Genomic DNA, 23,921 nt, shown 5'->3' on the forward strand with positions numbered 1-23,921 from the left:
CCTCCAGGCGGTCGCGACGCACGTTCCTTCCCATCGCACGTGGACTGGAAAGGGGAATCGGGCGTACCTGGTCAGAACTCCCGACCAGGTACGCCCGAAACGACCAGGTACGCCTGAGACGACCACGGACCCCGGGCACACGGGAACGGGGCCCGCGCCGCCCGGCACGGACCCCGTCTCGCGAACGGTGACTAGCGGCTCGTGGCCAACGCGTCGTTCGTCCCCGCTGCGACGCTCACGGGTGCACCCGTGACCGGCGTGGGACGTCCCAGGGAACGGACGGTCCACCCCGCTTTCACCCAGTCGGAGACCGGGAGGCAGTTGCGCGCGTCGATCACGACGCGGCGCCCGACGAGGTCACCGAGGGCGACCGGGTCGGCGGTGATGATGTCGTCCCACTCGGTGAGCACGAGGACGACGTCTGCACCCTCGATCGCGTCCGTCATCGAGGCGGCGTAGCTCAGGGTGGGGAACGAGCGCTTGGCCGGCTCCATCGCCTCGGGGTCCCAGAGCGTCACCTGGGCGCCGCGGAGGTGCAGCGCGGCGGCGACGTTGAGTGCCGGGGAGTCCCGGACGTCGTCGGTGAGCGGCTTGAACGCGGCGCCGATGACGGCCACGCGACGGTTCAGCACCGATCCCCCGGCGGAGTCGATCGCCATGTCGATGACCCGCTGGCGCTGGCCCATGTTGATCTCGTCGACCTGCTGCATGAGGCCGACGACCTGGCCGGCGCCGATCTCGTTGGCGCGGTACATGAGGGCCCGGATGTCCTTCGGCAGGCAGCCGCCACCGAACCCGAGACCGGCGTTCAGGAACTTCCGGCCGATGCGGGCGTCGTGCCCGAGGGCGTCGGCGAGCGTCGTCACGTCGGCCCCGGTGATCGCGCACATCTCGGAGATCGCGTTGATGAACGAGATCTTCGTGGCGAGGAACGCGTTGGCACTCACCTTGACGAGTTCGGCGGTGGCGAGGTCGGTCGTGATCACCGGCGTGCCCTCGCTGATGGGTGCCGCGTAGACCTCGCGGATCACGGCGTCGGCGGCCTCGGAGGCACCGCCCCAGACCAGGCGGTCCGGGTGCAGGGTGTCCTCGACGGCCTTGCCCTCACGCAGGAACTCGGGGTTCCAGATGAGCTCGGCGTCGATGCCGGCGGGCGTGAACTCGCGGACGATGCCGCGGAGCCGCGCTGCCGTGCCGACCGGGACCGTCGACTTGCCGACGATCAGGCCCGGGTGGGTGAGGTTCTCGGCCACGCCCCGGGTGGCGCTCTCGACGTACGCCAGGTTCGCGGCGTGCGAGCCGGCCTTCTGCGGGGTGCCGACGCAGACGAAGTGGACGTCCGCTGCGGCGACCGCGGAGGCGATGTCCGCCGTGAAGCGGAGCTTGCCGCTCGCGACGTGCTTCGTGATGAGTTCGGGCAGCCCGGGCTCGAAGAACGGGACCTCGCCGGCGGACAGTGCGGCGAGCTTCGACGGGTCGATGTCGACACCGATGGTCTCGAAGCCCATCTCGGCCATGGCGGCCGCGTGGGTGGCACCGAGGTAGCCGGTGCCGATGACGCTGATGACGGGAGCGGGACGGGTGTCTGCCTGGTCGGGCGACTTCTTGGACGCGGTCATTGCTTGACCTCCTGCAGGTCGTAGTCGATGTCGTTGCGCTTGATGCCCTGGGCGAATGCCTGCAGGGAGTCGGCGCGGGAGTTGAGTCGCCAGTCGTTCGTGGTGCGCTTGCCGTCGACGATGGTCGTCGCCGTCTCGCTGAAGTACGCGAACCCGACGATGTCCCTGTTGGCGGGGTCCGCCAGGGCGTCGAAGAGCGAGTTGATCCACTGCGTCTTCTGCGGGTTGGCGACACTGGTGCCGGTCTCGGTCGCCCCGATCTCGTTGAGCATGATGCCCTTGCCCGGCGCGATCTGCCGGAGCTGCGCGAGCGTCGAACCGAACGTCGTGGCGAAGGTCGGCTGCTCGGTGGCGTCGCGGTAGTAGCCACTCATGCCGACCCAGTCGACGTAGTCCGCGCCCGGGTAGTACTGCCGCATGTAGTCGAGCGTCTGGTACTTCGGGTTGCCGAGCTTGTCGATGCGGCTCGGGGACCAGTCCCAGATGACGTACTGGTTCGCGCCGTTCGCCTGGAAGACGTCGTGCACGTGCTGCCACATCTTCACGTAGGAGCCGGCGGGGTTCTTCTGGGCCTCACCCTCGGACCAGTTGTACCAGGAGCCGTTCATCTCGTGGTCGAGCCGGATGACCATCGGCTGCCCGTTGGCCTTGAGCGCCTTGGCGTACTTGGTCAGGTAGGCGTCGAACGACCCGCCGGAGATGTCCTCGTTGGTGTACCCGGGGACGTACTTCTGGTCGTTGCCGGTCTGCGCCGGCACCGTCTCCCACGTCATGAGCGGGACGCGACCGTTGGCCCAGGAGCGCTGCACCGCGGTGGCGTTGAACTCCTGGTCGAAGCCCTGGAAGAACCCGGTCATGTTCGACGCGGTGCCGACCTGCCGGGAGACCTCGTCGTACTCGGCCCAGTTGAACGGGGACTGCTCGGTGTACAGCCCGTACCAGCGCGACTGCTGCCCGAGGATCTCGGCCTTCGTCGGCGTCACGACCGGGGTCGCACCCGGGTCGGTGGAGGGGCCGGGGTTCGGCTTCGACCCGGAGCCGGATCCGTTGCCCGAGCCGTTGCCCGAACCCGAGCCGCTGCCGGACCCGTTGTCCGACGAACCGGACCCGTTCCCGGAACCGGCACCGGCGCCGCCGGAGCCCGAGCCGCCGTCACCGGAACCCGATGCGTTGACGCTGGACGAGCCTCCCGAGCTCTTCGCGGCACCGAGCTGGGACTGGAGCGACGCGATCTGCGCCTTGAGCTCCGTGATCTGGTCGCCACGCGACCCGGCCTGGGCCGTGCGGGAGTCGAGCTTCCCCTCGAGCGCCCAGATGCGCTCCTGGGCGGCGTCGAGCTGCGTCTGCAACTGGGCAGCCGAGACCTTCTTGGCCTTCGGCGCCTCGACGCCGAGCGCCTGGTGCACGGCGGTGGAGACGGGGCCGGTCGGCGAGATCCAGACCGACCAGGTGATGAGCCCGAGGGCCAGCACGATGGCCGTCGTGCCGATGGCCGTCCGGCGGGCGTGCTTGCTGGACTGGGCCCACCACGCACTCGAGGAACGGATGATGTCAGACAATGAGGAACGCCTCCAGGGCGAAGATCGCGATGCCGATCACGTACGGGATCGCTGCGTACGGGTTGTAGCGACGGGCTCGGGCGGGGGCCGGCGCGGCTGCTCGCTGGGCCTCCTGCTGGGCGACCGCGGCTGCGGCCTCGCGGCGGGTGGCGAGCACGGTCGTGGTGGAGTTGGTCGCCGCGTCGGCACCGAAGAGCTCGTCGAACGCTCGGTCCACGGCCACCTGGTCGACGGTGTCGATCGGGGCCGCCGACGCCGACCCGGTCGCCCGGGCCCGTTCCGCGTCGATCGGGCTGACCGGGATCTGCGCGGTCGAGGACAGCGGCTGGGCGGCGTCCGCGGGGTCCTCCTGCATCGGCCCACCGGCGTAGGCACCGGCTCGGGTCCCCCAACCGGACGCGTGCGCCAGGCGGAAGAAGCCGATGAGCCGGATCGGCATCAGGAAGAACGTCGACACGATGATGAACATCGGCAGGCGGAAGAAGTCACTCGGCTTCTCGGAGAGGTGCCGCATCTGGCGGATCGCCATGCTCAGCACGCTCGAGATCACCATGAGCGCCGCGACGTAGACGAAGCCGGTCGAGAAGCCGTACTGGGACAGGATGCCCTGGTAGAGGTTCTCGCCCTGACCCGTGAAGGCCCGGTAGATCCAGCCGGCGATCACGCCGAAGAGCATGAACGGCAGGATGATGTCGGTGACGAAGAACACCGCCAGGATCGGGGCGTGGCCGAGCATCCACGGCAGCATCCGCAGCGTGTTGTACTGCGAGCCGCGGGCCCAGCGGAGCTGCTGCTTGAACAGCTTCTTCACCTGCAGCGGGGCGTCCGTGTAGACCAGCGACGTGTACTGGTAGACCGTCCGGTACCCCTCCTTGAGCGTGAGGTTCGTCAGGGTGCGGTCGTCGGAGACCTCGAGGAAGACGCCCATGAACTTCTCGTGCATGAACCGGTCCATCACCCGCATGAGGATGCTCCGACGGAACGCGATGGTGCGCCCGGGCAGGCAGCCGATCTGCCCGAGGACGCTCTGCGCCGGCATCGAGTACAGCGCCCGCGAGTTCTCGAGCCAGTCGGCCCAGCGGGTGATCCAGCTGCGCTCCGGCTCGAGGATGCGCTGCCGGGTGGTCACGCCACCGACGGACTCGTCGGCGAACGGCCTGAGGAGCTCCTCGAGCGCGCCGGGGGTCCAGACGGTGTCGGAGTCGACGAGCACGGTGATGTCGCCGTTCGACATCTCGGTGCCGACCTTGACGGCGTTGCGCTTGCCCGGGATGGGCGTGTGGGTCCAGCGGACGAGCGGGGCGAACTCGTCGCAGACCTCCTCCAGCGCCTCGTTGCGGGCGCCGTTGATGACGACGATGATCTCGCCTGGTCGCTGCTCGACCATGCGGCCGATGACGTCGCGGAACAGGTCGAGCGGTTCGTCCACGACCGGGACGACGACGCTGGTGGTACCGACGAAGGTGCCGGTGAAGGGGCGGTAGCGGGCGGAGATGACGACCTTGAGCAACCAGAGCAACCAGATCACCGCGGAGTACACGGCGAACAGGTAGAACTCGGGGTGCCCTTCGACCATCTGCCTGATCTGCAGAATGAAGGTGAACACTGATCCCTGCTTCAACGTTCGAGGTGGAGATTCCGCTTCATCGGGGAATCAGGGCCGGTTCGGGTGATGCAATTGATGCAGAACCTGGACGACCGCGCAACGCGACCCCCGTCCGGGGGCGTTACGGGCGCGTTACGGGGTACACACTGGTCCCCCTCTCGGCGGGTCAGAGTGGTCCCCCGTCGTGCTGACAGCACTCCTGCGGACCGATCATGCGTCGGTGGCGGCCCGGATGGGCGACAGGTGCGGTCTGGAGGCACGGGTTCCCTCAGCCGGAAAGCCCCGGTCAGCGGGTGGTCACCGGGTAGTTCGGGGGGCACCGGAAAAGGTCCCCTGGCGGTCCGGTGGGAGTCCGGTCACGGTGCGATAACAGCATGGAGGCCGCTTCGAACAGGGGTACGAACGACGTCACATCGGGGGACGCGGCGCGACGCGCAGAATTCACCTTCGATGGCTGCTCATCTCGGGCCGCTCGGAGGACGCCCGGGCGTGTCGCACCCTGTCAGCGGCCCGCCGGGGGCCCCGTCAGGCGTCGGCCAGGCGCCCCGTCAGGCCCCGTAGAACTCGCGTTCGAACACCTGACGGGCACGACGGGTGACGCCGAGGTAGTCGTCCTCGAGGCGGCTCGCGGACCCGGGCGGGTACTCCATGAGCCGCGCCACGCCCTCGAGCTGCACCCGGTCGACGGGCAGGACGTCGGTGGTCTTGCCCGACCAGAGCACGAGCGCACTGCGAGTACGCGACGCGAAGCGCCAGGCGGCCCCGAGCCGCTCGCCGTCCTCGGCGCCGACCAGTCCGGCGTCGACCGCGGCGTCGAGCGCCTCCAGCGTCGACGTGGTCCGGAGCGACGGGATCTCGAGCGCGTGCTGCAGCTGCAGGAGCTGCACGAACCACTCGACGTCGCTGAGCGATCCCCGGCCGAGCTTGAGGTGCCGGGCGGGGTCGGCGCCGCGGGGCAGCCGCTCCGACTCGACGCGGGCCTTGATGCGGCGGACCTCGCGCACCTGGTGGTCGTCGATCTGCTCCGGGTACCGGGTCCGGTCGGCGAGGTGCTCGAAGTCGCGGAGGAGCTGCGCGTCGCCCACCGCGCCGCGGGCACGGAGGAGCGCCTGCGCCTCCCACGTGAGCGACCAGCGGGCGTAGTACGCGCCGTACGACTCGAGCGTGCGCACGACGGGACCGTTCTTGCCCTCCGGGCGCAGGTCGATGTCGAGGTCGAGCGGGTGGATCGTGTCCTCGGTGAGGCGGTTGAGCTCCCGCACGATCGTCTGGGCGGTGCGGGACGCCACCTCCGGGGCGAGGTCTGGTGCGCGGTACACGTACAGCACGTCAGCGTCCGAACCGAAGCCGAGCTCACGACCGCCGTACCGACCCATCGCGATGATCCCGAACTCGAAGCCCTCCGGGGCGTCACGGCGGGCGAGCGCGAGGGCACCGGCCAACGTGGCCTCGGTGACGTCGCTCAGTGCCGGCCCGAGCCCGTCGACGTCGAGCGACCCGAGCACCGCGGCCATGCCGAGCCGCAGGGTCTCCCGCCGCCGTGCCGAACGCAGCAGCGCGGCCGATCCGTCGACGTCGTTGCCGTGCCGGGCGGTGGTCGCGGTCATCTCGGCGAGCAGGGAGTCGATCGGCCGCGGACGCAGCAACGACTCCGGCTCGTCGAGCCAGGCGACGGCCTCCGGGAAGCGCTCGAGCAGCCCGGACAGGAACGCCGACTCCGACAGCACGGTGGTGAGCGAGTGGGCGGCACCGGACGAGTCTCGGAGCATGCGGAGGAACCAGCTCGACTCCCCCAGGCCGTCACTCAACCGTCGGAAGGCCAGCAACGCACGGTCCGGAGCGGGCCCCTCGGCCATCCAGCGGAGGAGCACCGGGAGCAGGTTGCGCTGGATCGCCGCGCGCCGACTCGTGCCCTGCGTGAGCGCACGGATGTGCCGGACGGCGCCGGCGGGGTCGACGAACCCGACACCGGCGAGCCGGTCGACGACCTGGTCGTTCGTCAGGACGATCTCGTCCTCGGTGGAGGCGACGGCGGACAGCAGGGGGCGGTAGAACAGGCGCTCGTGCAGGCCGCGGACCTCGAGCTTCACGGCACGCCACCGGGCGTCGAGGGCCTGGGCCGACGCCGCGACGCCGCTCGACCGGGCGAGGACCCGCAGCTCCTCCTCGTCGGAGGGCATCAGGTGCGTCCGCTGCAGACGGCGGAGCTGGATGCGGTGCTCGAGCACGCGGAGCAGGGCGTAGTCCGGCCCGAACCGAGCGGCCTCGGCGCGCCCGACGTACCCCGCGTCGGTCAGGGCGTCCATCGCCTCCAACGTCGAGCGGACCCGCACGGACACGTCGTCACGCCCGTGGACGAGCTGCAGGAGCTGCACGGTGAACTCGACGTCGCGCAGCCCGCCCGGGCCGAGCTTGAGCTGCCGGTCGACGTCGGCGTCCGGGATGTGCTCGGTGACCCGCTCGCGCATCCGCTGCACCGACTCGACGAACCCCGGCCGCGTGGACGAGTTCCACACGAACGGCGCGACCGCCCCGGCGTAGCGCTCCCCCAGGTCGGCCGACCCGGCGATCGGACGGGCCTTGAGCAGTGCCTGGAACTCCCACCCCTTCGCCCAGCGCTCGTAGTAGGCCACGTGCGACTCGAGCGTCCGGACGAGGGCGCCGTCCTTGCCCTCCGGCCGGAGGTTCGCGTCGACCTCCCACAGCGCGGGCTCGGCGGCGAGGTCGGTGATCGCGTGCATGGCGGCGATCGCGATCCTGGTGGAGACGAGCACGGCACGGTCGGTGGACACCTCGTCGGTCGACTCGGTGACGAAGATGACGTCCACGTCGCTCACGTAGTTCAGCTCGCGGGCGCCTGCCTTGCCCATCGCGATCACCGCGAGCGGGGTGGCCGCCACCTCGGCCGCGGGGAACGGGACCTCGCGCCGGGCGATGTCGACCGCCACGTCGAGGGTGGCGCCGGCGAGGTCGGCGAGCCCGGCAGCGACCGCCGGGAAGGCCTCCGTCGGCACCGGGTGCAGCACGTCGTACAGGGCGATCTGGGCGAGGTGCCGGCGGTAGCGCACCCGCAGGCGCATCCGGGCGTCCTCACCTGTCGCGCCGTCGACGGCCTCGGTCAGCGAGGCCGTGTACCGCTCCTGCGACCACGGTGCTCCGACCGGGTCCAGCAAGAGGGCGAGCTCGGCGGGACGCCGGTGCAGGAACTCGCCGAGGCCGATCGACGCCCCGAGCAGGTGGATCAGGCGCTCGGTGGCCACGTCGTCCGTCAGGACGGGGCGGAGCTCCTCCGGCGCGCGCTCGAGCAACCGCTCGAGCATCCGCAAGGCGCCGTCCGGGTCGGCGGTGCCGCCCCAGAGCACGGCAGACCCGCCCACCGGCAGCGGCACGTCGGGTCCGAACCGGGCCTCCAGATCGACAGCCCGAGCGAGGCTCTCCGACAGCTCGGCGAACCCCAGTCGGGCCAGCTCCGAACGTGACGTCGTCGTCCGACCGGTCATGTGGAACGTGCTCCCGAGGGGTCTGGGCGCTCGGTTCTAGAGCGCGCCGAGGTTGGTGTCGAGCTCGAAGGGGGTGACCTGGTCGCGGTAGCGCTTCCACTCCTGCCGCTTGTTGAGCAGCACGAAGTTGAAGACCTGCTCGCCGAGGGTCTCGGCCACCAGCTCGGAGTCCTCCATGAGGCTCAGGGCGTGGTCGAGGCTCGCGGGCAGCTGGCTGTAGCCCAGGGCCCGGCGCTCCGAGTCGCTGAGGCTCCAGACGTTGTCCTCGGCCTCTGCGGGGAGCTCGTACTCTTCCTCGATGCCCTTGAGCCCGGCAGCGAGCAGCAGCGAGTACGCCAGGTACGGGTTCGCCGCCGAGTCGATGCCGCGGTACTCGATGCGCGAGGACTGGCCCTTGTTCGGCTTGTACAGCGGGACGCGGACCAGGGCCGAACGGTTGTTGTGGCCCCAGGTGACGAAGGACGGGGCCTCGTCGCCGCCCCAGAGTCGCTTGTACGAGTTGACGAACTGGTTCGTCACCGCGGTGATCTCCGGCGCGTGCTTGAGCACACCGGCGATGAAGTGCTTGGCGGTCTGCGACAGCTGGTACTGGCCGCCGGCCTCGTAGAAGGCGTTCTGGTCGCCCTCGAAGAGCGAGACGTGGGTGTGCATCCCCGACCCCGGCTGACCGGAGATCGGCTTCGGCATGAACGTGGCGTACACGCCCTGCTCGATCGCGACTTCCTTCACCACGGTGCGGAAGGTCATGATGTTGTCCGCCATCGTCAGTGCGTCGGCGTAGCGGAGGTCGATCTCGTTCTGCCCGGGCCCGGCTTCGTGGTGCGAGAACTCGACCGAGATGCCGAGGTCCTCGAGCATGCGGACCGAACGGCGGCGGAAGTCGTGCGCGCTGCCGCCGGGGACGTTGTCGAAGTAGCCGGCCTGGTCGACGGGCTGCGGCCCGCCGTCCTTCCACTCGCGGCTCTTCAGCAGGTAGAACTCGATCTCGGGGTGCGTGTAGAACGTGAACCCACGGTCGCTCGCCCGCGCCAGGGTGCGCTTCAGGACGTTGCGGGGGTCGGCCACGGCGGGCTGCCCGTCCGGCGTCGTGATGTCGCAGAACATCCGAGCGGTGGGGTCGATCTCGCCACGCCACGGCAGGATCTGGAAGGTCGAGGGGTCCGGGTGGGCCAGGACGTCGGCCTCGTACGAACGGGTGAGGCCCTCGATCGCGGAGCCGTCGAACCCGATGCCCTCGGCGAAAGCACCCTCGACCTCGGCCGGGGCGATCGCCACCGACTTCAGCGTCCCGATGACGTCCGTGAACCAGAGTCGGATGAACTTGATCCCGCGCTCCTCGATGGTGCGGAGCACGAAGTCCGTCTGCTTGTCCATGCACGACCTTTCCGTGTATCGGGTGGCCGCTGGCGGGCCTCGTCCCAGGCTAGTGGTCCGGCGGTGTGCGCGGGTCCGTGCGACGCGCCGCGGTGCTCAGCGGTCCTCGGCGTCCCACTTCTCGTTGTTCGCGGCGATGCGGTCGAGCGCGTGCTGCGCCTCTTCGCGCGTCGCGAACGGGCCGATGCGGTCGCGCTGCGGGGACTGCGGGCCCTGCTCGACCTGGCCGGTCTTGTCGTTGAACCACCACTGGGACTCGATGCGGTCTTCGCTCATGCCGCCCACCGTACCCACGCAACCGTCTGGAGGCCCGGTGCCGGTCCGGCGGACCGGCACCGGGCCTCCAGGCAGTCGCGCCCACCCCGTCGGGCCGCACCCCGGGGCGTTCCGCTCGGCGCGTCGGGCCGCACCCTGGGGCGGTTGCGTTCGGCGCGTCGGGCCGCACCCTGGGGCGGTTGCGCTCGGCGCGTCGCGCCGCGGCTAGAGTGGTCCGCATGCCCCGGGACGAACACGGACACCTGACCGCCGGCCGCATCTCCCCGCACCGCGCCGTCCCGAAGGACATCGAGCGTCCGGAGTACGTCGGGAAGGTCGAGCCCCACGAGCACGGTCTCGGTGACACCTACACGCCGGACGAGGTCGAGCGCATCCGGGCCGCCGGGCGCATCGCATCGCAGGCCATCGACGCCGTCGGCGAGGCCATCCGCCCCGGCGTGACCACCGACGAGCTGGACCGCATCGGGCACGAGTTCGTCGTCGCGCACGGCGCCTACCCCTCCACGCTCGGCTACCGCGGCTACCCGAAGTCGCTCTGCTCGAGCCTCAACGAGGTCATCTGCCACGGCATCCCCGACGACACCGTGCTGCAGGAGGGCGACCTCGTCAACATCGACATCACCGCCTACAAGGACGGCATGCACGGCGACACGAACCGCACGTTCGTCGTCGGTCAGGCCGCGCCCGAGGTGGCCGACCTGGTGACCCGGACCGAAGAAGCACTGCGTCGCGGCATCAAGGCCGTCGCCCCGGGCCGGCAGGTCAACGTGATCGGCCGCGCGATCGAGGCGTACGCGAAGCGCTTCGGCTACGGCGTCGTCCGCGACTACACCGGACACGGCGTCGGTCGGGCGTTCCACTCCGGCCTGATCATCCCCCACTACGACGCACCGCAGTACGACACGGTGATCGAACCCGGCATGGTGTTCACCATCGAACCCATGCTCACGCTCGGTGGCATCGAGGCCGACATCTGGTCCGACGACTGGACGGTCTCGACCCGTGACAAGTCGTGGACCGCGCAGTTCGAGCACACCCTCGTCGTCACCGAACGCGGCGCGGAGCTCCTCACCGTCTCCTGACCGGGACCGCTCCCGGACCGGGACCCTCTTCCTGACCGGGCACCTCCGGCAGGCAACCGAAAGGCACGACAACCTCATGACCTCCCTCGCAGTCGGCGTCGACATCGGTGGTACGGGCATCAAGGGCGCGATCGTCGACGTCGCGTCCGGCGCCCTGACCACGGACCGCATCAAGAAGGCCACGCCCGAGGGCGGGAAGCCCCAGGACATCACGGCGGTGGTGAAGGAGATCATCGGCGAGCTCGCACCGGCCGACGACGTCCCCGTGGGCGTCTGCTTCCCGGCGATCGTGCGGGACGGCAAGACGATGTCCGCCGCGAACGTGTCGAAGAAGTGGATCGGCTTCGAGGCCGAGGCGCTGTTCGAGAAGGAACTCGGCCGCTCCATCCACTTCGTCAACGATGCCGACGCCGCCGGGTTCGCCGAGCAGCAGTTCGGTGCGGCCAAGGGCAAGGACGGGCTGGTCATCGTGACGACGCTCGGCACCGGCATCGGCACCGCGCTCATCAACGACGGCGTGCTCATCGTCAACTCGGAGCTCGGGCACCTGGAGATCGAGGGACACGACGCCGAATCGCGCGCCTCGTTCGCCGCCAAGGAGCGCGACGACCTGTCGTGGAAGCACTGGGCGAAGCGCCTGCAGAAGTACTACTCGACGCTCGAGGCGCTGCTCTCCCCCGAGCTGTTCGTCGTCGGCGGCGGGGTCTCGAAGCAGTACGAGGAGTTCCTCCCGCTGCTCGACCTGCAGGCCGAGATCATCCCGGCGACGCTCCGCAACAACGCGGGCATCATCGGCGCCGCGACCCTGTCCGCGCGCAGCGTCTCGGCATAGCTGGTCGAATCGGGCGTACCTGGTCGGAACTTCCGACCAGGTACGCCCGTTTTCGTCAGGCACGCCCGTTCTCGCCAGGTGCGCCCGTTCTCTCCAGGCACGCCCGTTCTCGTCAGGCACCGTGGAGCCGGGTAGACTCGCACCAGCGAATGGGTCGGTGAGACGGTCGCGTCGCTCCCCCGGGAGCGCCGAGGAACGTCCGGGCTCCACAGAGCAGGGCGGTGGGTAACACCCACCCGGAGCAATCCGCGAGACAGTGCCACAGAAAGCAGACCGCCGGCGGAGACGTCGGTAAGGGTGAAACGGTGGTGTAAGAGACCACCAGGGGTCCGGGTGACCGGATCCGCTCGGTAAACCTCGCCCGGAGCAAGGTCAGACAGAGGACGCTGAGGCTGCTCGCCGAGTCCTCGGGTAGACCGCTGGAGGCCGACGGCAACGTCGGTCCGAGAGAGATGGCCGTCACCGCCGTGCAAGCGGCGGGACAGAACCCGGCGTACGGCCGGCCCATTCGCCCCCCTCCTCCGTGCCGCGTTGGCCCGCATCGGTCGGCGCGCGCGGCGCGCGCGGTCACGACTCCCCGCTCAGGTTCGCCGAGTGGTCACCAACTGTCGGCCAGCACGACCGCAGCCGACAGTTCGTGACCGCTCGACGCCACGCGCGCGACGCGTTGCGACCACCCCGCGACGGATGGGAGGCACGGTGCGGCGCCGCCACGGGCCTCCCGTCAGGCGGCGCGCGCGGTCACGACTCCCCGCTCAGGTTCGCCCAGTGGTCACCAACTGTCGGCCGGCACGACCGCGGCCGACAGTTCGTGACCGCTCGGCGCCAGGCGAGCGACGCGTTGCGACCGGCCCACGACGGACGGGAGGCGCGGTGCCAGCTGGCACCGCGCCTCCCGTCCGTCTGTGTCGCGCGCCTACAGCCCGGACTCGGCCGTCCGCACCAGGATGGCGTCGCTGTCGGGGCACAGCACGACATCGTCGGGCGCGGCCCGACGGATCGTCTGCAGGTCGGAGTTGTTGAGCGCCACGCCCGAGGCCGTCGACACGCCGCCCTGCAGCAGCGAGGCACCGAACCCGTAGCGGGCACGCTGCCGGTCGTACAGCGCGAGCAGCTCGGCCGGCACCTTGGCGGCGACGTCGGCGCGGGCCTGCTCGGCGCTCTCGCGGTCGGCGGTCAGCCGGGCGATCGCGGCGTCACGCTCGGCGACCAGGCCACCGCGGGCGGCCTCGACGTCGGCGAGCTTCGCCTCGATGTCACCGACCCGGGCGCGGAGCCCGTCGAGGTTCTCCATGATCTCGAGCTCGGCGGTCTCGAGACCACCGATGCGCCGCTGCAGCGATTCGAGCTCGCTCTGCAGCCCGGCGGCGTCCTTCGCGTTGCCGACGTTCTGCAGCATCGTGGTGTCACGTTCGACCCGGGCCTGCGCGATCGCGGTGTCGGACTCCAGCCGGGCGAGCTCACGCTCGGCGTCCTCGACCTCTCCGGTGGCGGCGACGAGCTCGCTCCGGAGCGCCGCGGCCTGCTTGCCGAGCTCGGTCAGCTGGTCGCCCTTCTGCAACGAGGTGATGCGGTGCGTGATCCGGGTGACGTCGTTGTCGAGTCGCTGGACGTCGAGGAGGATGACCTGGTCCTCGGGTGCTGCCTTCATGGTCAGGCTCCTTCTGTGGGGGTGGTGGGTTCGGCGGCCGGCAGGACGGCGAAGTCCCACGGGTCGGTGCGGAGGTCGCTCACGGTGACGCGGACCCCGGCGCGGCTGCGCAGCTGTTCCGCCGCGACGTCGAGCCAGAGCCACTCGGTGGCCCAGTGCGAGGTGTCGATGAGCGCCGGCCCGCCGCCGAGGAGCGCCTGTTCGCGGAACTCGGAGGCCGGGTGGTGGCGCAGGTCGCTCGTGATGTAGACGTCGGCGTCGAGCACGGCGGGGTGCCCGAGGAGCGAGTCACCCGCGCCCGCGCAGAGCGCCACGGTGCGGAGGGGCTGGTCGAAGTCGCCGGAGACGCGGACGCCGGTCGCCGTGGGCGGCAGCAGGTCGACGAGCTTCCGGGCGAGGGCGCCGAGGGTCGTCCCCTCCGGCAGCACGCCGACGCGACCGATCCCCGTCGCGGGGTCCGCCCCGGGGTCGAGGGGGTGCTGCTCCGTCAAACCGAGGCGGTCGGCGAGGACGGCCGAGGTGCCGGTCGTCACGACGTCGGCGTTGGTGTGCGCCGCGAGCAGGCCGCTGCCGCCGCGCACGAGGGTCGCGAGGACGCTGCCCTTGTACGTCGACTCGGCGATGGTCGTGACACCACGGAGCAGCAGCGGGTGGTGCGTCAGGAGGAGTCCGGCGCCGAGTTCGACGGCTTCACGGGCGGTGGCCGGGACCGCGTCGACGGCGAGGTGCACGTGCTCGACGGTGGCGTCCGGGTCGCCCGCGACGAGCCCGACGGCGTCCCACGACTCGGCACCGGCGGCGGGCCACAGGTCCTCGATCACGGCCTGGAGTTCGCGGAGCGTCGGCATCCCGTCAGTCTACCGAGGCGGCCGCCCCGGCAGGGGCAGCCGGTCCGCGTGGGGCGATCCGGGCCTCCAGGCAGTCCGTCAGCGGCGACCGAGCAGGCCGAGCAGACGGGCGACGAGTCGCGACCACCAGCCGGCGGGAGCGGCTTCGGCCGCTTCGGCCGCTTCGGCGGCTTCGGCGGCTTCGGCGGCTTCGGCGGCTTCGGCCGGAGCCTCGGTCAGGGTGTCCGACGTGTCGAGGACCGGCGCCGCGACGGCGTCCGGCAGGACCACCGGCGTGCTCGCGGTGACGCCCTGGTGCGCGGTGAGCGCGGCGGCGAAGGCCGCGCGGTCGATGACCGTCGGCCCGGTGGCGGGCAGGACGAGCGGGGTGGGTCGCGTGGTCGCGGACACCGGGGACACGGACGGGAGGCCCGGCACCGGTCGCACGGCTTCGTCGCGTTCCGGGGTGACGAGTTCCACGGCCGGCGCGACGGTCGTGATCGGTGCTGCGGCGGAAGCGGCTGCCGCCGCAGGTGCCTGTGCCTGTGCAGATGCCGTTGCACGCCGGGTGACGAGCGGGACGGGGGTGGTCGCGGCGCGACGGGCTGCTGCGCGGTCGCGGCGGTCCGCCTCGGCGGCGGCGTCGGCCAGCAGGTCGGCGAAGACGGTGTGGGCGAAGGCGCGGGCGGCCGTCACCTCGGGGTCGTCGGAGCCGGCGACGGTGGCTTCCCACGCGGCGAGGCGCGCGAGGTCCTCGTCGCGGCGGCGGATCTCGTCCTCGAGCAGGACGATGCGGTCGACGGTGCTGCGGCCGGTGGACGACGAGACCTCGACGGCCAGGTCCTCGATGCGGAGCGCCAGACGCTCGGGTGGCTCCGGGAACGAGGGGGCGCACACGGCGGCGTGGCGTGCACGGTCGCGACGGAAGGCGGGAGCGTCGATCGGTGCCGGTGCGGCCGCCTCGTCGGCCGGGGGCGCCACGGTGAAGCCGGGGCGCTGCACGGGCCCGGTGACGGGCGGGACGACGAGGTCCGGTACGTACGGGGCGCGGGTCGCCGGGGCGTCGCGGAGCCACTCCTCGAGCTCGCGGCCGAACGGGTCCACGAGCGGGGTGCGTGCGCCGGACTGGGTCTCCATGTCCGAAGGATAAATATCGCCGACGCCGAAACGTCGGACATCCGCGGTGTGTCGCTGCACGGCCTGCCATATCGGGCCGAACCTGAACGGCGTGTCGCGCGCATGGTTCACCGTGGCGGTCGGATGCCGTCCTCGAACGTCCGCAGCAGTGCTCGACCGGTGGGCCACGGCCCCACACCACTCGCGACGTTGACGTGTCCGAGGGCGCCGACGCGGACGCTCTGCGCGCCCATGACCTGCGCGAAGGCGAGGGCTCGATCCGCGCTGCAGTACGGGTCGTCGTCGCTCACGACCAGCCGCGTCGGGACCTGCTGCCCCGCGGGCACCGGCCGTGGCGCCGCGAAGCCGGACGCCTCGGCCGGGAACGGTCCACCGAGCGGGTCGGGCGGGGCGACGAGGAACGCCCCGGCGACACGGTCGGGCGCATCGGTGGTGCTGGCGAGCCAGTCGGCGACGGCCAGCACGCCGAGGCTGTGGGCGATGAGCACCGGGGGTCCGGGACACGCGGCAACTGCCCTCGAGATCGCGGCACGCCAGTCGTCCGGGTCGGGTTCGCTCCAGGAGGCCGGGGCGATGCGGACCGCGGCGCGCCGCTGATCGTGCTCCCGCTGCCACACGGACTGCCAGTGGTCCGGGTCCGAGTTCCAGATCCCGGGGACGATCACCCACGGTCGCTGTCTGCTCACCCGGGCAGCGTAGCGAACGGGTCGGCGAGGTGGGCGCGTCGCGGGGTCAGGGCTGCGTGACTGCGCCGCGCGGCTGCTGCAGGGTGTCGCGCGGGTACTGGCCGAAGCGCATCGCGTACGCCGCGGAGAACCGGCCGAGGTGCGCGAAGCCCCAGCGCAGCGCGACGCTCGCCACGGTGAGCTCACCCGCCGACCCCCGACGGAGCTCCTCGTGCACGCGGTCCAGCCGGATACCGCGGAGCAACGCGTTCGGCGCCGTGCCCACCTGCCGTTGGAAGGCCTGCTGCAGCCCGCGGACGCTCAGTCCGACATGCTCGGCGACGTCGGTGGTGGTCACGGGCGTGTGGGCGAAGGCGTGCATGAACTCCAGGGCCTGGCGTACCCGGCCGGTGGCACCCTGCGGCAGGGCGACGTCGGGGGCGATGGACTCGTGCGGGAACGTCTGGAGGAAGGACAGCGCGGTCTCGCGCACGGTCTCGGCGAGGGCGAGCGAGGCGAGCGGCGCCTGGCCGAGCACCACCGACGCGGCTCGCTGGACCTGCATGTTCCATGCGCGGAGGTCCTCGGGCCGCGGCAGGGCGGTGTGGTCGAAGACGAGGGGACCGGGGCGGGTGCCGTGCACCTCGGCGGCGACGCCCTCGAGGTACGCGCGGTCGAACTGCACCAGGCTCTGCCGGATGTCCTGCAGGTCGAAGACGAAGGGGCGCCTGGTGGGGAAGACCCGGGGCGTCCCGGGCGCGAAGTCGACCTCCTGGCGCCCGACGTCCACCCGTCCCCCGCCGTCGGAGGTCCACATCACGACGTACTCGTCGGGGACCTCGACCTCGCCCTGCATCCGCCCGTCGAACCGGGTGGAGCGGAAGGTCATCGCGTCGTTGCCCACCACCTGGAACCGGTACGCGAACGGGCGATCGGTCCGGGACGCCGAGAACCCGTTGCTCTCGTAGGCCTCTTCGTACAGCTGCACGGCGGCGTCGAGTCCGGAACCGGACGTCTCGAACCGGATCCGGGGATCGGGTTCGACAGTCATCGCGCAGATCGTGACACGGTGTCCGGGATGCGCAGCAATCCCCACCGCGTCATTGCGGTTTACGGCCGGTCGAGTGCGCTGCGCGGATGACCGTCCGGAGCGATCAGTGGCGGTCGCGCAGGACCGTCCACCGGTTCCGGTCGGCGACGCGCTCGTACCGCAGGTCGTCGACGACCATGCGGACGAGGGCCAGACCACGACCGCCCTCGGCGAAGTCGTCCGGCAGCTCGGCCGCGTCCGGGTCGACCGTCGCAGCGACCCCGTCGTCGGACAGCAGGGCCTGGAACCGCTCGATGCCGATCTCGAGACGGAGCTCGCACGACACGCCGTCGGCTCGGGCGCCGTGCTCGATGACGTTCGAGGTCAGCTCGACGAGGGCGAGTTCGAGGGCCATCCGGTCCTCGGCGGAGACGGAGGGGTCGTGCTGCCACACGCCCGCGAGGAAGTCGTGCACGGCCGACACGTCGTCCGGCGGGCACGCCAGTGCGAGCATGTGCTCGGCGACGGGGGCGGTCATCACCAGTCGGTCACCGCGGCGTCCCCGTCGGGGTACGTCCGCAGGATCTTGTCGATGTTCGAGAGCTTCAGGACCATCTGGACCTGCTCCGACGGTGCCGCGATGCGGAGGTCTCCGCCGGCCTGTCGGGCGGTCTTCAGGCTGCCGACCAGTGCGCCGAGGCCGGAGGAGTCCATGAACTCGACCCCGGAGAGCTCGACGACGAGCCGCGAACGCCCGTTCCCGACGATCTGCGCGACCGTTTCGCGGAACGTGGGCGCCGAGACCATGTTGAGTCGGCCGCTGCACTCCATGACGGCGGTGTCGGTCTCCGCCTCGTGTACGACGATGTCCATCTCGGTTGGTCTCCTCAGATCGGTGCGCCTTGCAAGCAGCAACCTACCGGCTCGACGCCTCGGAATGGTCACGATGTCGCCGAGTCGCCGTCACCCGGACCATGACCGACGCCGCCGCGAGCGGTCACGACACCCCGCTCACGTCCGCCGAGAGGTCACGATTGTTCGCTCGGCGGCCGCGCGTCCGACGGTTCGCGACATCTCGCCGGCGCTCACGCGGCGTGTCCCGAGATCTCGCCGGCGCTCGAGCGACCTGCGACGTGCGCGCGGACGCAACGGGAGGCCCGGTGCCAGCTGGCACCGGGCCTCCCGTCCGGCGGTTCCGGGCGTCAGCCCGTGTTCTGCAGGCCGGCGGCGATCCCGTTCACGGTGAGGAGCAGGAGCCGGTGGTCGGCGTCCGTCGGGTCGGTGCTGCCGGACGTGCGGATGGCGCGCAGCGCACGGAGCTGCAGGTGCGACAGGGCGTCGACGTAGGGACTGCGGAGCCGGACGGCACGCGCGAGGACGGGGCGGTCCTCGAGCACGTCGCTGCCACCGGAGACACGGAGCACCCAGTCGCGGGTGCGCACCATCTCGTCGAGCACCTTCGCGGCGAGGTCGTCGCGGTCGGCGAGCTCGAGGTACCGGCGGGCGATGTGCTCGTCGGTCTTCGCGAGCGACATCTCGACGTTCTTGATCATCGCGGCGAACAGCGGCCACTCGGCGTACGCGGCGCGGAGCACGTCGACGTCGCCGACGGCCTCGAGCGCGGAGCCGAGCCCGTACCAGCCGGCGAGGTTGATGCGGGCCTGCGTCCACGAGAACACCCACGGGATGGCCCGGAGGTCCTCCAGCGACTCCACCGACAGGCCACGACGGGCCGGACGGGAGCCGAGGGGCAGCAGGCCGATCTCCTCCATCGGGGTGACCCGGGCGAACCACGGCGCGAAGCCGTCGGCCTTGACCAGGTCGTAGAAAGCGACGCGCGAGACGTCGTCGAGCTGCTGGGCGAGGTCGGCGAACCGAGCGGCCGCGGCGGCGGTGCGCGCCTCGTTCGACGGCGACGAGGCGAACAGTGTCGCCGAGGCCATCTGCTCGAGGTGGCGGGCTGCGATGTCCTGGTCGCCGTACTGGGCGAAGATGACCTCGCCCTGCTCGGTGAGCTTGAGCCGGCCGTCGATCGACCCCGGCGGCTGCGCGAGGACGGCCTCGTTGGCGGGACCGCCACCGCGGCCGAGCGAACCGCCGCGGCCGTGGAACAGGGTCAGCTCGATGTCGTTGTCGCGAGCCCAGTCGGCGATGCGGGCCTGGGCGTCGTAGAGCGCCAGGTTCGCGGACACCGGGCCGACGTCCTTCGACGAGTCCGAGTAGCCGAGCATGACCTCGAGCCGACGACCGGTCGCGGCGAGGCGCCGCTGGAACGCCTCGGTGCGGACGGCCTCGTCGAGGATGTCGACGCTGGCGTGCAGGTCGGCGAAGGTCTCGAACAGCGGGATGACGTCGAGCACCGGAGCGGCCTCGGCCGACCCGAGGGCGGCGACCGCGAGTTCGTGCACGTTCGCGAGGTCCGCCGGGGACTGCGTGAAGGACACGATGTACCGGTTCGCCGCGCGGACGCCGTAACGGGACTGCAGCCCGGCGATCGTGCGGAAGACGGCGAGGACCTCTTCCGTGGTCTCGCTCAGTTCGCCACCGGCGCGGATCTCGGCGAGGGCCGTGCGGTGCACCTGCGAGTGCTGGCGGACCTCGAGCTCGGCCAGGTGGAAGCCGAAGGTCTCGACCTGCCAGATGAGGTTCTGCAGTTCGCCGTTCGCCGGCCGGATCGCACCGGCGGCGATGAGCGACGCCTGGATGACACGGAGGTCGGCCAGCAACGCCTCGGGGCCGTCGTAGGCGAGCGCGGTGCCGGTCCGGGTGGCGTCGATGCGCGCGGCGACGAACAGGAGCGCACGTCGGTGCGTCTCGTTCGGTGCGCGGACACCGATGCGCTCCGCGATGCCCGGGTCGAGCGACTCCTGCGACGCGACGAGGGCGGTCAGCCCGGCGTCGGCCGGGGTGTCGCTCGCGTCGAGGGTCAGGGCGCTGCCGATGCGGGTGGTCGCGCGGGCGAGGCCGAGCAGGATGTGCTCCGCCGCGATCTCCGCCGCCTGGCGCGTGACCTCGGCCGTGACGTGCGGGTTGCCGTCGCGGTCGCCGCCGATCCAGGTGCCGAAGCGCACGAAGGCGGGGGCGATCACCGGAGCACGGCCGGCGTCGTCGCCCTGCAGCCGGTCGTCGAGCAGGCGGTAGACCTGCGGGACGATCTCGAACAGTGTCTGGTCGAACACGCTCATGGCGGTGCGGACCTCGTCGAGCGGGGTCGGCCGGGTGGTCCGGAGGGGCGAGGTGCGCAGGAGGGTCGTGATCTCCTCGAGCAGGCGACGCTCGTTCTCGGCGCGGGCCGTGGCGTTGCGGGCACGGTCGCGCTCGTCGATGAGGTCGGTGATGCGGCGGACGCCCGTGGTGACCGCTCGCCGGCGGGCCTCGGTCGGGTGCGCCGTCAGCACCGGGTGGAACCGCAGGGTCCGGAGCCGCTCGGCGGCTTCGGCCTCGCCGACCTCGGCGACGAGCTCGGCGTAGGTGGCGGGGAACGAGTCCCCCGCCACGCCGCCGTCGTCGCCGCGCTGCCGGAGGACCCGCACGCGGTGGTGCTCCTCGGCGAGGTTGGTGAGGTGGAAGTAGGTGGTGAACGCCTGTGCCACGGCCTCGGCGCGTTCGGCCGACATGCCGGAGACGATGGCCTGGGCCCGCGCTGCGCCCTCGGCGTGGTCGCCCTCGTAGGCGTCGATCACGGCGGCGCGCAACGACTCCACGTCGTGGAGCAGTTCGTCGCCCCCGTTCTCCCGCAGCACCCGGCCGAGCAGGTTGCCGAGGTACCGCACGTCGGCGCGCAGGTCACTGTCGACCGCGCCGCTGACGTCGTCCCGCGCGCGCTCGTGGCGTGCAGATCCGTCGATCGCCGTCATGGAGTCCTTTCCGGGTCGTCCGGGAGGCTGGTCCCGGGTCCCAGCAGCGTATCGGCACCCGGGGGCGCATGACGTCGACCGTCCGGACGGACGCGGGGCACCGAGGCGGACGCGTCCAGGTGCCGGGTCAGGCCGTGACGGTGCCGGCGCGGACGGGTCCGGCACTGGGTCAGGCCGTGACGGTGGCGATCGACGCGCCGCCGGGCTCCTGACGGAACGGAGCACGCCGGGCATCGAGTCCCGCGAGCAGCCCGCGGTTCAGCTCGTAGGCCAGCTCGACCTCGGCGATGACCTGCTCCTGCTCCTCGGCCGACCAGGGCGCGGCATCCAGCTGTGCCCGGTAGGTGTGCTCGAAGTCGCCCGGGTCGGCGACCTGGTCGAAGATGTAGAAGAGGACACCGTTCGTGTCGAACCCGAACCGATCGGCCAGCACCTGGCCGATCACGTGGCCGCCGGACACGTCGCCGAGGTAGCGCGTGTAGTGGTGCGCCACGAAGCCCCCTGGCCACTCGGCCGCGACCTCGTTGAGCCGGCGCACGTACGCGGTCGTCGCGGGGAGCGGGCACACCAGCTCGGACCAGTCCGGGCCGATGAGGTACTCGAGGTCGGCGCGGATCGCCGGCATCCGGGTGAGCTGCGCGGTGACGAACGGTGCCGCCACGGGGTGGTCCGCCATGCGTTCCGCGGCCCGTTCGAGCGCGTCGTACACGAAGGCGTACTGACCGAGCAGGTCCGCGTAGTCGGCGACGTCGCAGTCACCGCCGAGCAGGTCCTGCATGAAGCCGCTCGTGGCCGAGGCACCGTGCGAGCGCCGCGTGCGACGCCGCAGCAGCTCGGAGAACGGGATGACGGTCGAGTCCATGAGGTAAGGCTAACCTTAGTGATGCGCGCGTCAAGCAGGGATCACCCAGGTGGCGCCGAACCTGCGAGAGGAAGCTCCCCCACGATGAGCTCGAAACCCAAGCGCCCCCAGCACGTCTTCGTCGTCGACCGAACCGAGCGGCTCTCGCCCCACATGGTGCGCGTGCACCTGGGCGGCTCGGCCTTCGAGGACTTCGTCGCCCAGGCCGACCCCGACCGGCTCGGTGCGACCGACAAGTACGTCAAGCTCCTGCTCGCGAAGCCGTCGCTCGGACTCGTGCCGCCCTACGACCTCGAGGCCCTGCGCGAGACCCTGCCGAAGCAGGACCGGCCCGCCCGCCGCACCTACACCGTGCGCGCGGTCGACCACACCACCCGCACCATCGCGATCGACTTCGTCGTGCACGGCGACGAGGGCCTCGCCGGTCCCTGGGCAGCGTCCGCGCAGCCGGGCGATCGACTCGCCCTGTCCGGACCCGGTGGCGGCTACGCGCCGACCACCGACCCGACGGTCACGCACGTGCTGCTCGGTGACGACAGCGCCCTGCCCGCGATCGGCGCCGCACTCGAGTCGATGCCCGACACCGCCACGGGCGTCGCCCTGGTCGAGGTGGCCGGGCCCGCAGACGAGCAGGACCTCCGGCACCCGGCCGGGGTCGACCTGCGGTGGCTGCACCGGGACGCCACCGGCGCCCAGCCGGGCACGCTCCTGCTGGAGACGGCCCGCGGGCTGCCACGCGCCTCCCGGCCGGTGCAGGTCTTCGCGCACGGCGAGCGGACCGCGATGAAGGCGATCCGTCGGCTGCTGCAGGACGACTGGGGGCTGGAGAAGCGTGAGATGTCGTTGTCGGCGTACTGGGCGCTCGGTCGTGGTGAGGACGAGTTCCAGGAGGAGAAGCGCGAGCCCGTCGGGGTGATCTTCACCGACTGACGGCGGTGTTCGGGCTGGTGGTGGTGGTGCTTGGTTCTCGCAGGTACGCCCGGTCTTGGCAGATACGCCCGGTCTTGGCAGGTACGCCCGGCCTTGGCAGGTACGCCCGGTCTTGGTAGGTACGCCCGGTCTTGGCAGGCATGCCCGGTTCTTCCCAGAGCGGGCGCGATGGCTGGTGGGAACGGGCGTACCTGGTCGGAACAACGGATCAGGTACGCCCGTTCTTGGTAGGTACGCCCGGCTCCCCCAGGCGCGCACGGTCCTGGCAGGCCTGCCCGGTTCTTCCCAGAGCGGGCGCGATGGCTGGTGGGAACGGGCGTACCTGGTCGGAACAACGGACCAGGTACGCCCGGTTCGACCAGGTACGCCCGATTCGACCAGGTACGCCCGGTTCCGCCGAGTACGCCCGGTTCCGCCAAGGACGCCCGGTACGTCAGGGGCGGCGCGAGCGACCGGGAGGCCCGGGGCACGTCGGTGGGTTGGGCTAGCGTTCGGCGCATGGTCACCTCCTCGTGCTGCGTGCCGGGTTGCGCGGGCGAGCCCGCTGATGGGCTCGCGGGCCTCCCGCTCTGCGGCGCGCACGTCGCGCTGGTCACCGAGTTCGCCACCGAGCACCCGGGAATCGAGGACGCCCTGCCCGGCCCGTGCCCGGCGTGTGGGTCGCGGATCGGTGTGCGGTACGCCTCCGGTGCGGTGTGTGCCCGGTGCGAGTGGCGCTGGGGTGACGTGCCCGACGGGGACCTCGCTCCCCCTCGGGTCGACGTCGTCTACTACCTGCGGATGCGGGACGACTTCGGCGACCGCATCAAGATCGGCACGACGATGAACCCGCGGCAGCGGCTCGCGGCGATCCCGCACCAGGACCTACTGGCCTTCGAGCGGGGCGACCGGACGCTGGAACGCCGCCGCCACGCCACCTTCGCCGCCAGCCGGTACTCGGGCACCGAGTGGTTCCGGGTGACGCCGGAGCTGCTCGCGCACGTCGAGACCGTCGCCGCCGGGGTCGACGACCCGTGGGACCTGCACGCCCGGTGGACGAGCGAGGCGCTCGCGCTGCGGGGCTGAGCTGCAACCGGGCGGTCGGGGCGTGTGCTCAGCCGGTCGGAGCGCCTGC

Annotated in this window: 19 protein-coding genes and 1 other RNA gene; 5 read left to right on the plus strand and 15 right to left on the minus strand. The window is 71.4% G+C overall.

Annotated elements, in window-relative coordinates; translation table 11 throughout:
- Positions 1–191: 191 nt before the first annotated feature.
- From KK097_RS10595 to KK097_RS10620, 6 genes are all read right to left on the minus strand, one after another.
- Positions 192–1,619 carry a UDP-glucose dehydrogenase family protein gene (locus KK097_RS10595; protein WP_214530466.1) on the minus strand — a complete coding sequence of 476 codons (1,428 nt, stop codon included), beginning with the start codon at positions 1,617–1,619 and terminating at the stop codon, positions 192–194.
- On the minus strand, positions 1,616–3,178 hold the full coding sequence (locus tag KK097_RS10600) for a glycoside hydrolase family 26 protein (protein WP_214530465.1): 1,563 nt from the start codon (positions 3,176–3,178) through the stop codon (positions 1,616–1,618). The genes KK097_RS10595 and KK097_RS10600 overlap by 4 nt, the downstream gene beginning before the upstream one ends.
- Positions 3,171–4,784 (minus strand): glycosyltransferase family 2 protein, encoded by a 1,614-nt coding sequence (locus KK097_RS10605; protein ID WP_214530464.1) that lies wholly within the window; start codon positions 4,782–4,784, stop codon positions 3,171–3,173. Before KK097_RS10605 ends, KK097_RS10600 begins: the two co-directional genes overlap by 8 nt.
- Positions 4,785–5,332: 548 nt before the next feature.
- Complete coding sequence (locus tag KK097_RS10610; protein ID WP_214544690.1) at positions 5,333–8,284, minus strand: bifunctional [glutamine synthetase] adenylyltransferase/[glutamine synthetase]-adenylyl-L-tyrosine phosphorylase; 2,952 nt, start codon at positions 8,282–8,284, stop codon at positions 5,333–5,335.
- 36 nt (positions 8,285–8,320) lie between these two features.
- On the minus strand, positions 8,321–9,658 hold the full coding sequence (glnA, locus tag KK097_RS10615; protein ID WP_027465449.1) for a type I glutamate--ammonia ligase: 1,338 nt from the start codon (positions 9,656–9,658) through the stop codon (positions 8,321–8,323).
- 96 nt (positions 9,659–9,754) lie between these two features.
- The gene (locus KK097_RS10620; RefSeq protein WP_027465448.1) at positions 9,755–9,934 is read right to left on the minus strand and encodes an SPOR domain-containing protein; all 180 of its coding nucleotides are present in this window, start codon (positions 9,932–9,934) and stop codon (positions 9,755–9,757) included.
- Between the two features lie 218 nt (positions 9,935–10,152).
- On the opposite strand from KK097_RS10620, the gene map reads away from it, so the two are divergent.
- From map to rnpB, 3 genes are all read left to right on the plus strand, one after another.
- Positions 10,153–11,016 carry a type I methionyl aminopeptidase gene (map, locus tag KK097_RS10625; protein WP_214544692.1) on the plus strand — a complete coding sequence of 288 codons (864 nt, stop codon included), beginning with the start codon at positions 10,153–10,155 and terminating at the stop codon, positions 11,014–11,016.
- Positions 11,017–11,092: 76 nt separating this feature from the next.
- Complete coding sequence (ppgK, locus tag KK097_RS10630; protein WP_214544694.1) at positions 11,093–11,848, plus strand: polyphosphate--glucose phosphotransferase; 756 nt, start codon at positions 11,093–11,095, stop codon at positions 11,846–11,848.
- Positions 11,849–11,998: 150 nt separating this feature from the next.
- An RNA gene (gene rnpB / locus KK097_RS10635) (RNase P RNA component class A) lies at positions 11,999–12,359 on the plus strand.
- Between the two features lie 405 nt (positions 12,360–12,764).
- On the opposite strand, the gene KK097_RS10640 is transcribed toward rnpB, so the two are convergent.
- From KK097_RS10640 to KK097_RS10680, 9 genes are all read right to left on the minus strand, one after another.
- Entirely contained in the window at positions 12,765–13,499 is a 735-nt protein-coding gene (locus tag KK097_RS10640; protein ID WP_214531685.1) for a zinc ribbon domain-containing protein, read from the minus strand.
- A gap of 2 nt (positions 13,500–13,501) precedes the next feature.
- Positions 13,502–14,347: a Nif3-like dinuclear metal center hexameric protein gene (locus KK097_RS10645; protein ID WP_214544695.1), complete on the minus strand. Its 846-nt coding sequence runs from the start codon at positions 14,345–14,347 to the stop codon at positions 13,502–13,504.
- A gap of 78 nt (positions 14,348–14,425) precedes the next feature.
- Positions 14,426–15,463: a hypothetical protein gene (locus KK097_RS10650; protein ID WP_214544696.1), complete on the minus strand. Its 1,038-nt coding sequence runs from the start codon at positions 15,461–15,463 to the stop codon at positions 14,426–14,428.
- A 107-nt stretch (positions 15,464–15,570) separates the two neighbouring features.
- Positions 15,571–16,149 (minus strand): RBBP9/YdeN family alpha/beta hydrolase, encoded by a 579-nt coding sequence (locus KK097_RS10655; protein WP_214544697.1) that lies wholly within the window; start codon positions 16,147–16,149, stop codon positions 15,571–15,573.
- A gap of 46 nt (positions 16,150–16,195) precedes the next feature.
- A complete protein-coding gene (locus KK097_RS10660; protein WP_214544698.1) occupies positions 16,196–17,179 on the minus strand; it encodes a helix-turn-helix transcriptional regulator in 984 nt (327 codons plus the stop codon).
- Positions 17,180–17,282: 103 nt separating this feature from the next.
- Complete coding sequence (locus KK097_RS10665; RefSeq protein ID WP_214544699.1) at positions 17,283–17,696, minus strand: ATP-binding protein; 414 nt, start codon at positions 17,694–17,696, stop codon at positions 17,283–17,285.
- Positions 17,696–18,031 carry an STAS domain-containing protein gene (locus KK097_RS10670; protein ID WP_214531680.1) on the minus strand — a complete coding sequence of 112 codons (336 nt, stop codon included), beginning with the start codon at positions 18,029–18,031 and terminating at the stop codon, positions 17,696–17,698. The genes KK097_RS10665 and KK097_RS10670 overlap by 1 nt, the downstream gene beginning before the upstream one ends.
- 329 nt (positions 18,032–18,360) lie before the next feature.
- The gene (locus KK097_RS10675; protein ID WP_214544700.1) at positions 18,361–21,015 is read right to left on the minus strand and encodes a phosphoenolpyruvate carboxylase; all 2,655 of its coding nucleotides are present in this window, start codon (positions 21,013–21,015) and stop codon (positions 18,361–18,363) included.
- Between the two features lie 169 nt (positions 21,016–21,184).
- Complete coding sequence (locus KK097_RS10680) at positions 21,185–21,877, minus strand: biliverdin-producing heme oxygenase (RefSeq protein ID WP_214544702.1); 693 nt, start codon at positions 21,875–21,877, stop codon at positions 21,185–21,187.
- A gap of 84 nt (positions 21,878–21,961) precedes the next feature.
- On the opposite strand from KK097_RS10680, the gene KK097_RS10685 reads away from it, so the two are divergent.
- Entirely contained in the window at positions 21,962–22,807 is an 846-nt protein-coding gene (locus KK097_RS10685) for a siderophore-interacting protein (RefSeq protein ID WP_214544703.1), read from the plus strand.
- Between the two features lie 498 nt (positions 22,808–23,305).
- Positions 23,306–23,872 carry a GIY-YIG nuclease family protein gene (locus tag KK097_RS10690; protein ID WP_214544704.1) on the plus strand — a complete coding sequence of 189 codons (567 nt, stop codon included), beginning with the start codon at positions 23,306–23,308 and terminating at the stop codon, positions 23,870–23,872.
- The last annotated feature ends 49 nt before the right edge of the window (positions 23,873–23,921 follow it).

Origin of the sequence: Curtobacterium flaccumfaciens (assembly GCF_018598405.1) — a bacterium.
Taxonomy (GTDB): domain Bacteria; phylum Actinomycetota; class Actinomycetes; order Actinomycetales; family Microbacteriaceae; genus Curtobacterium; species Curtobacterium aurantiacum.

Coding starts and splice junctions, on each gene's coding strand:
- KK097_RS10595 (WP_214530466.1), bottom strand. CDS start 1,619: ATGACCGCGTCCAAGAAGTCGCCCGACCAGGCAGACACCCGTCCCGCT.
- KK097_RS10610 (WP_214544690.1), bottom strand. CDS start 8,284: ATGACCGGTCGGACGACGACGTCACGTTCGGAGCTGGCCCGACTGGGG.
- glnA (WP_027465449.1), bottom strand. CDS start 9,658: ATGGACAAGCAGACGGACTTCGTGCTCCGCACCATCGAGGAGCGCGGG.
- KK097_RS10620 (WP_027465448.1), bottom strand. CDS start 9,934: ATGAGCGAAGACCGCATCGAGTCCCAGTGGTGGTTCAACGACAAGACC.
- map (WP_214544692.1), top strand. CDS start 10,153: ATGCCCCGGGACGAACACGGACACCTGACCGCCGGCCGCATCTCCCCG.
- ppgK (WP_214544694.1), top strand. CDS start 11,093: ATGACCTCCCTCGCAGTCGGCGTCGACATCGGTGGTACGGGCATCAAG.
- KK097_RS10640 (WP_214531685.1), bottom strand. CDS start 13,499: ATGAAGGCAGCACCCGAGGACCAGGTCATCCTCCTCGACGTCCAGCGA.
- KK097_RS10645 (WP_214544695.1), bottom strand. CDS start 14,347: ATGCCGACGCTCCGCGAACTCCAGGCCGTGATCGAGGACCTGTGGCCC.
- KK097_RS10650 (WP_214544696.1), bottom strand. CDS start 15,463: ATGGAGACCCAGTCCGGCGCACGCACCCCGCTCGTGGACCCGTTCGGC.
- KK097_RS10660 (WP_214544698.1), bottom strand. CDS start 17,179: ATGACTGTCGAACCCGATCCCCGGATCCGGTTCGAGACGTCCGGTTCC.
- KK097_RS10665 (WP_214544699.1), bottom strand. CDS start 17,696: ATGACCGCCCCCGTCGCCGAGCACATGCTCGCACTGGCGTGCCCGCCG.
- KK097_RS10670 (WP_214531680.1), bottom strand. CDS start 18,031: ATGGACATCGTCGTACACGAGGCGGAGACCGACACCGCCGTCATGGAG.
- KK097_RS10675 (WP_214544700.1), bottom strand. CDS start 21,015: ATGACGGCGATCGACGGATCTGCACGCCACGAGCGCGCGCGGGACGAC.
- KK097_RS10680 (WP_214544702.1), bottom strand. CDS start 21,877: ATGGACTCGACCGTCATCCCGTTCTCCGAGCTGCTGCGGCGTCGCACG.
- KK097_RS10685 (WP_214544703.1), top strand. CDS start 21,962: ATGAGCTCGAAACCCAAGCGCCCCCAGCACGTCTTCGTCGTCGACCGA.
- KK097_RS10690 (WP_214544704.1), top strand. CDS start 23,306: ATGGTCACCTCCTCGTGCTGCGTGCCGGGTTGCGCGGGCGAGCCCGCT.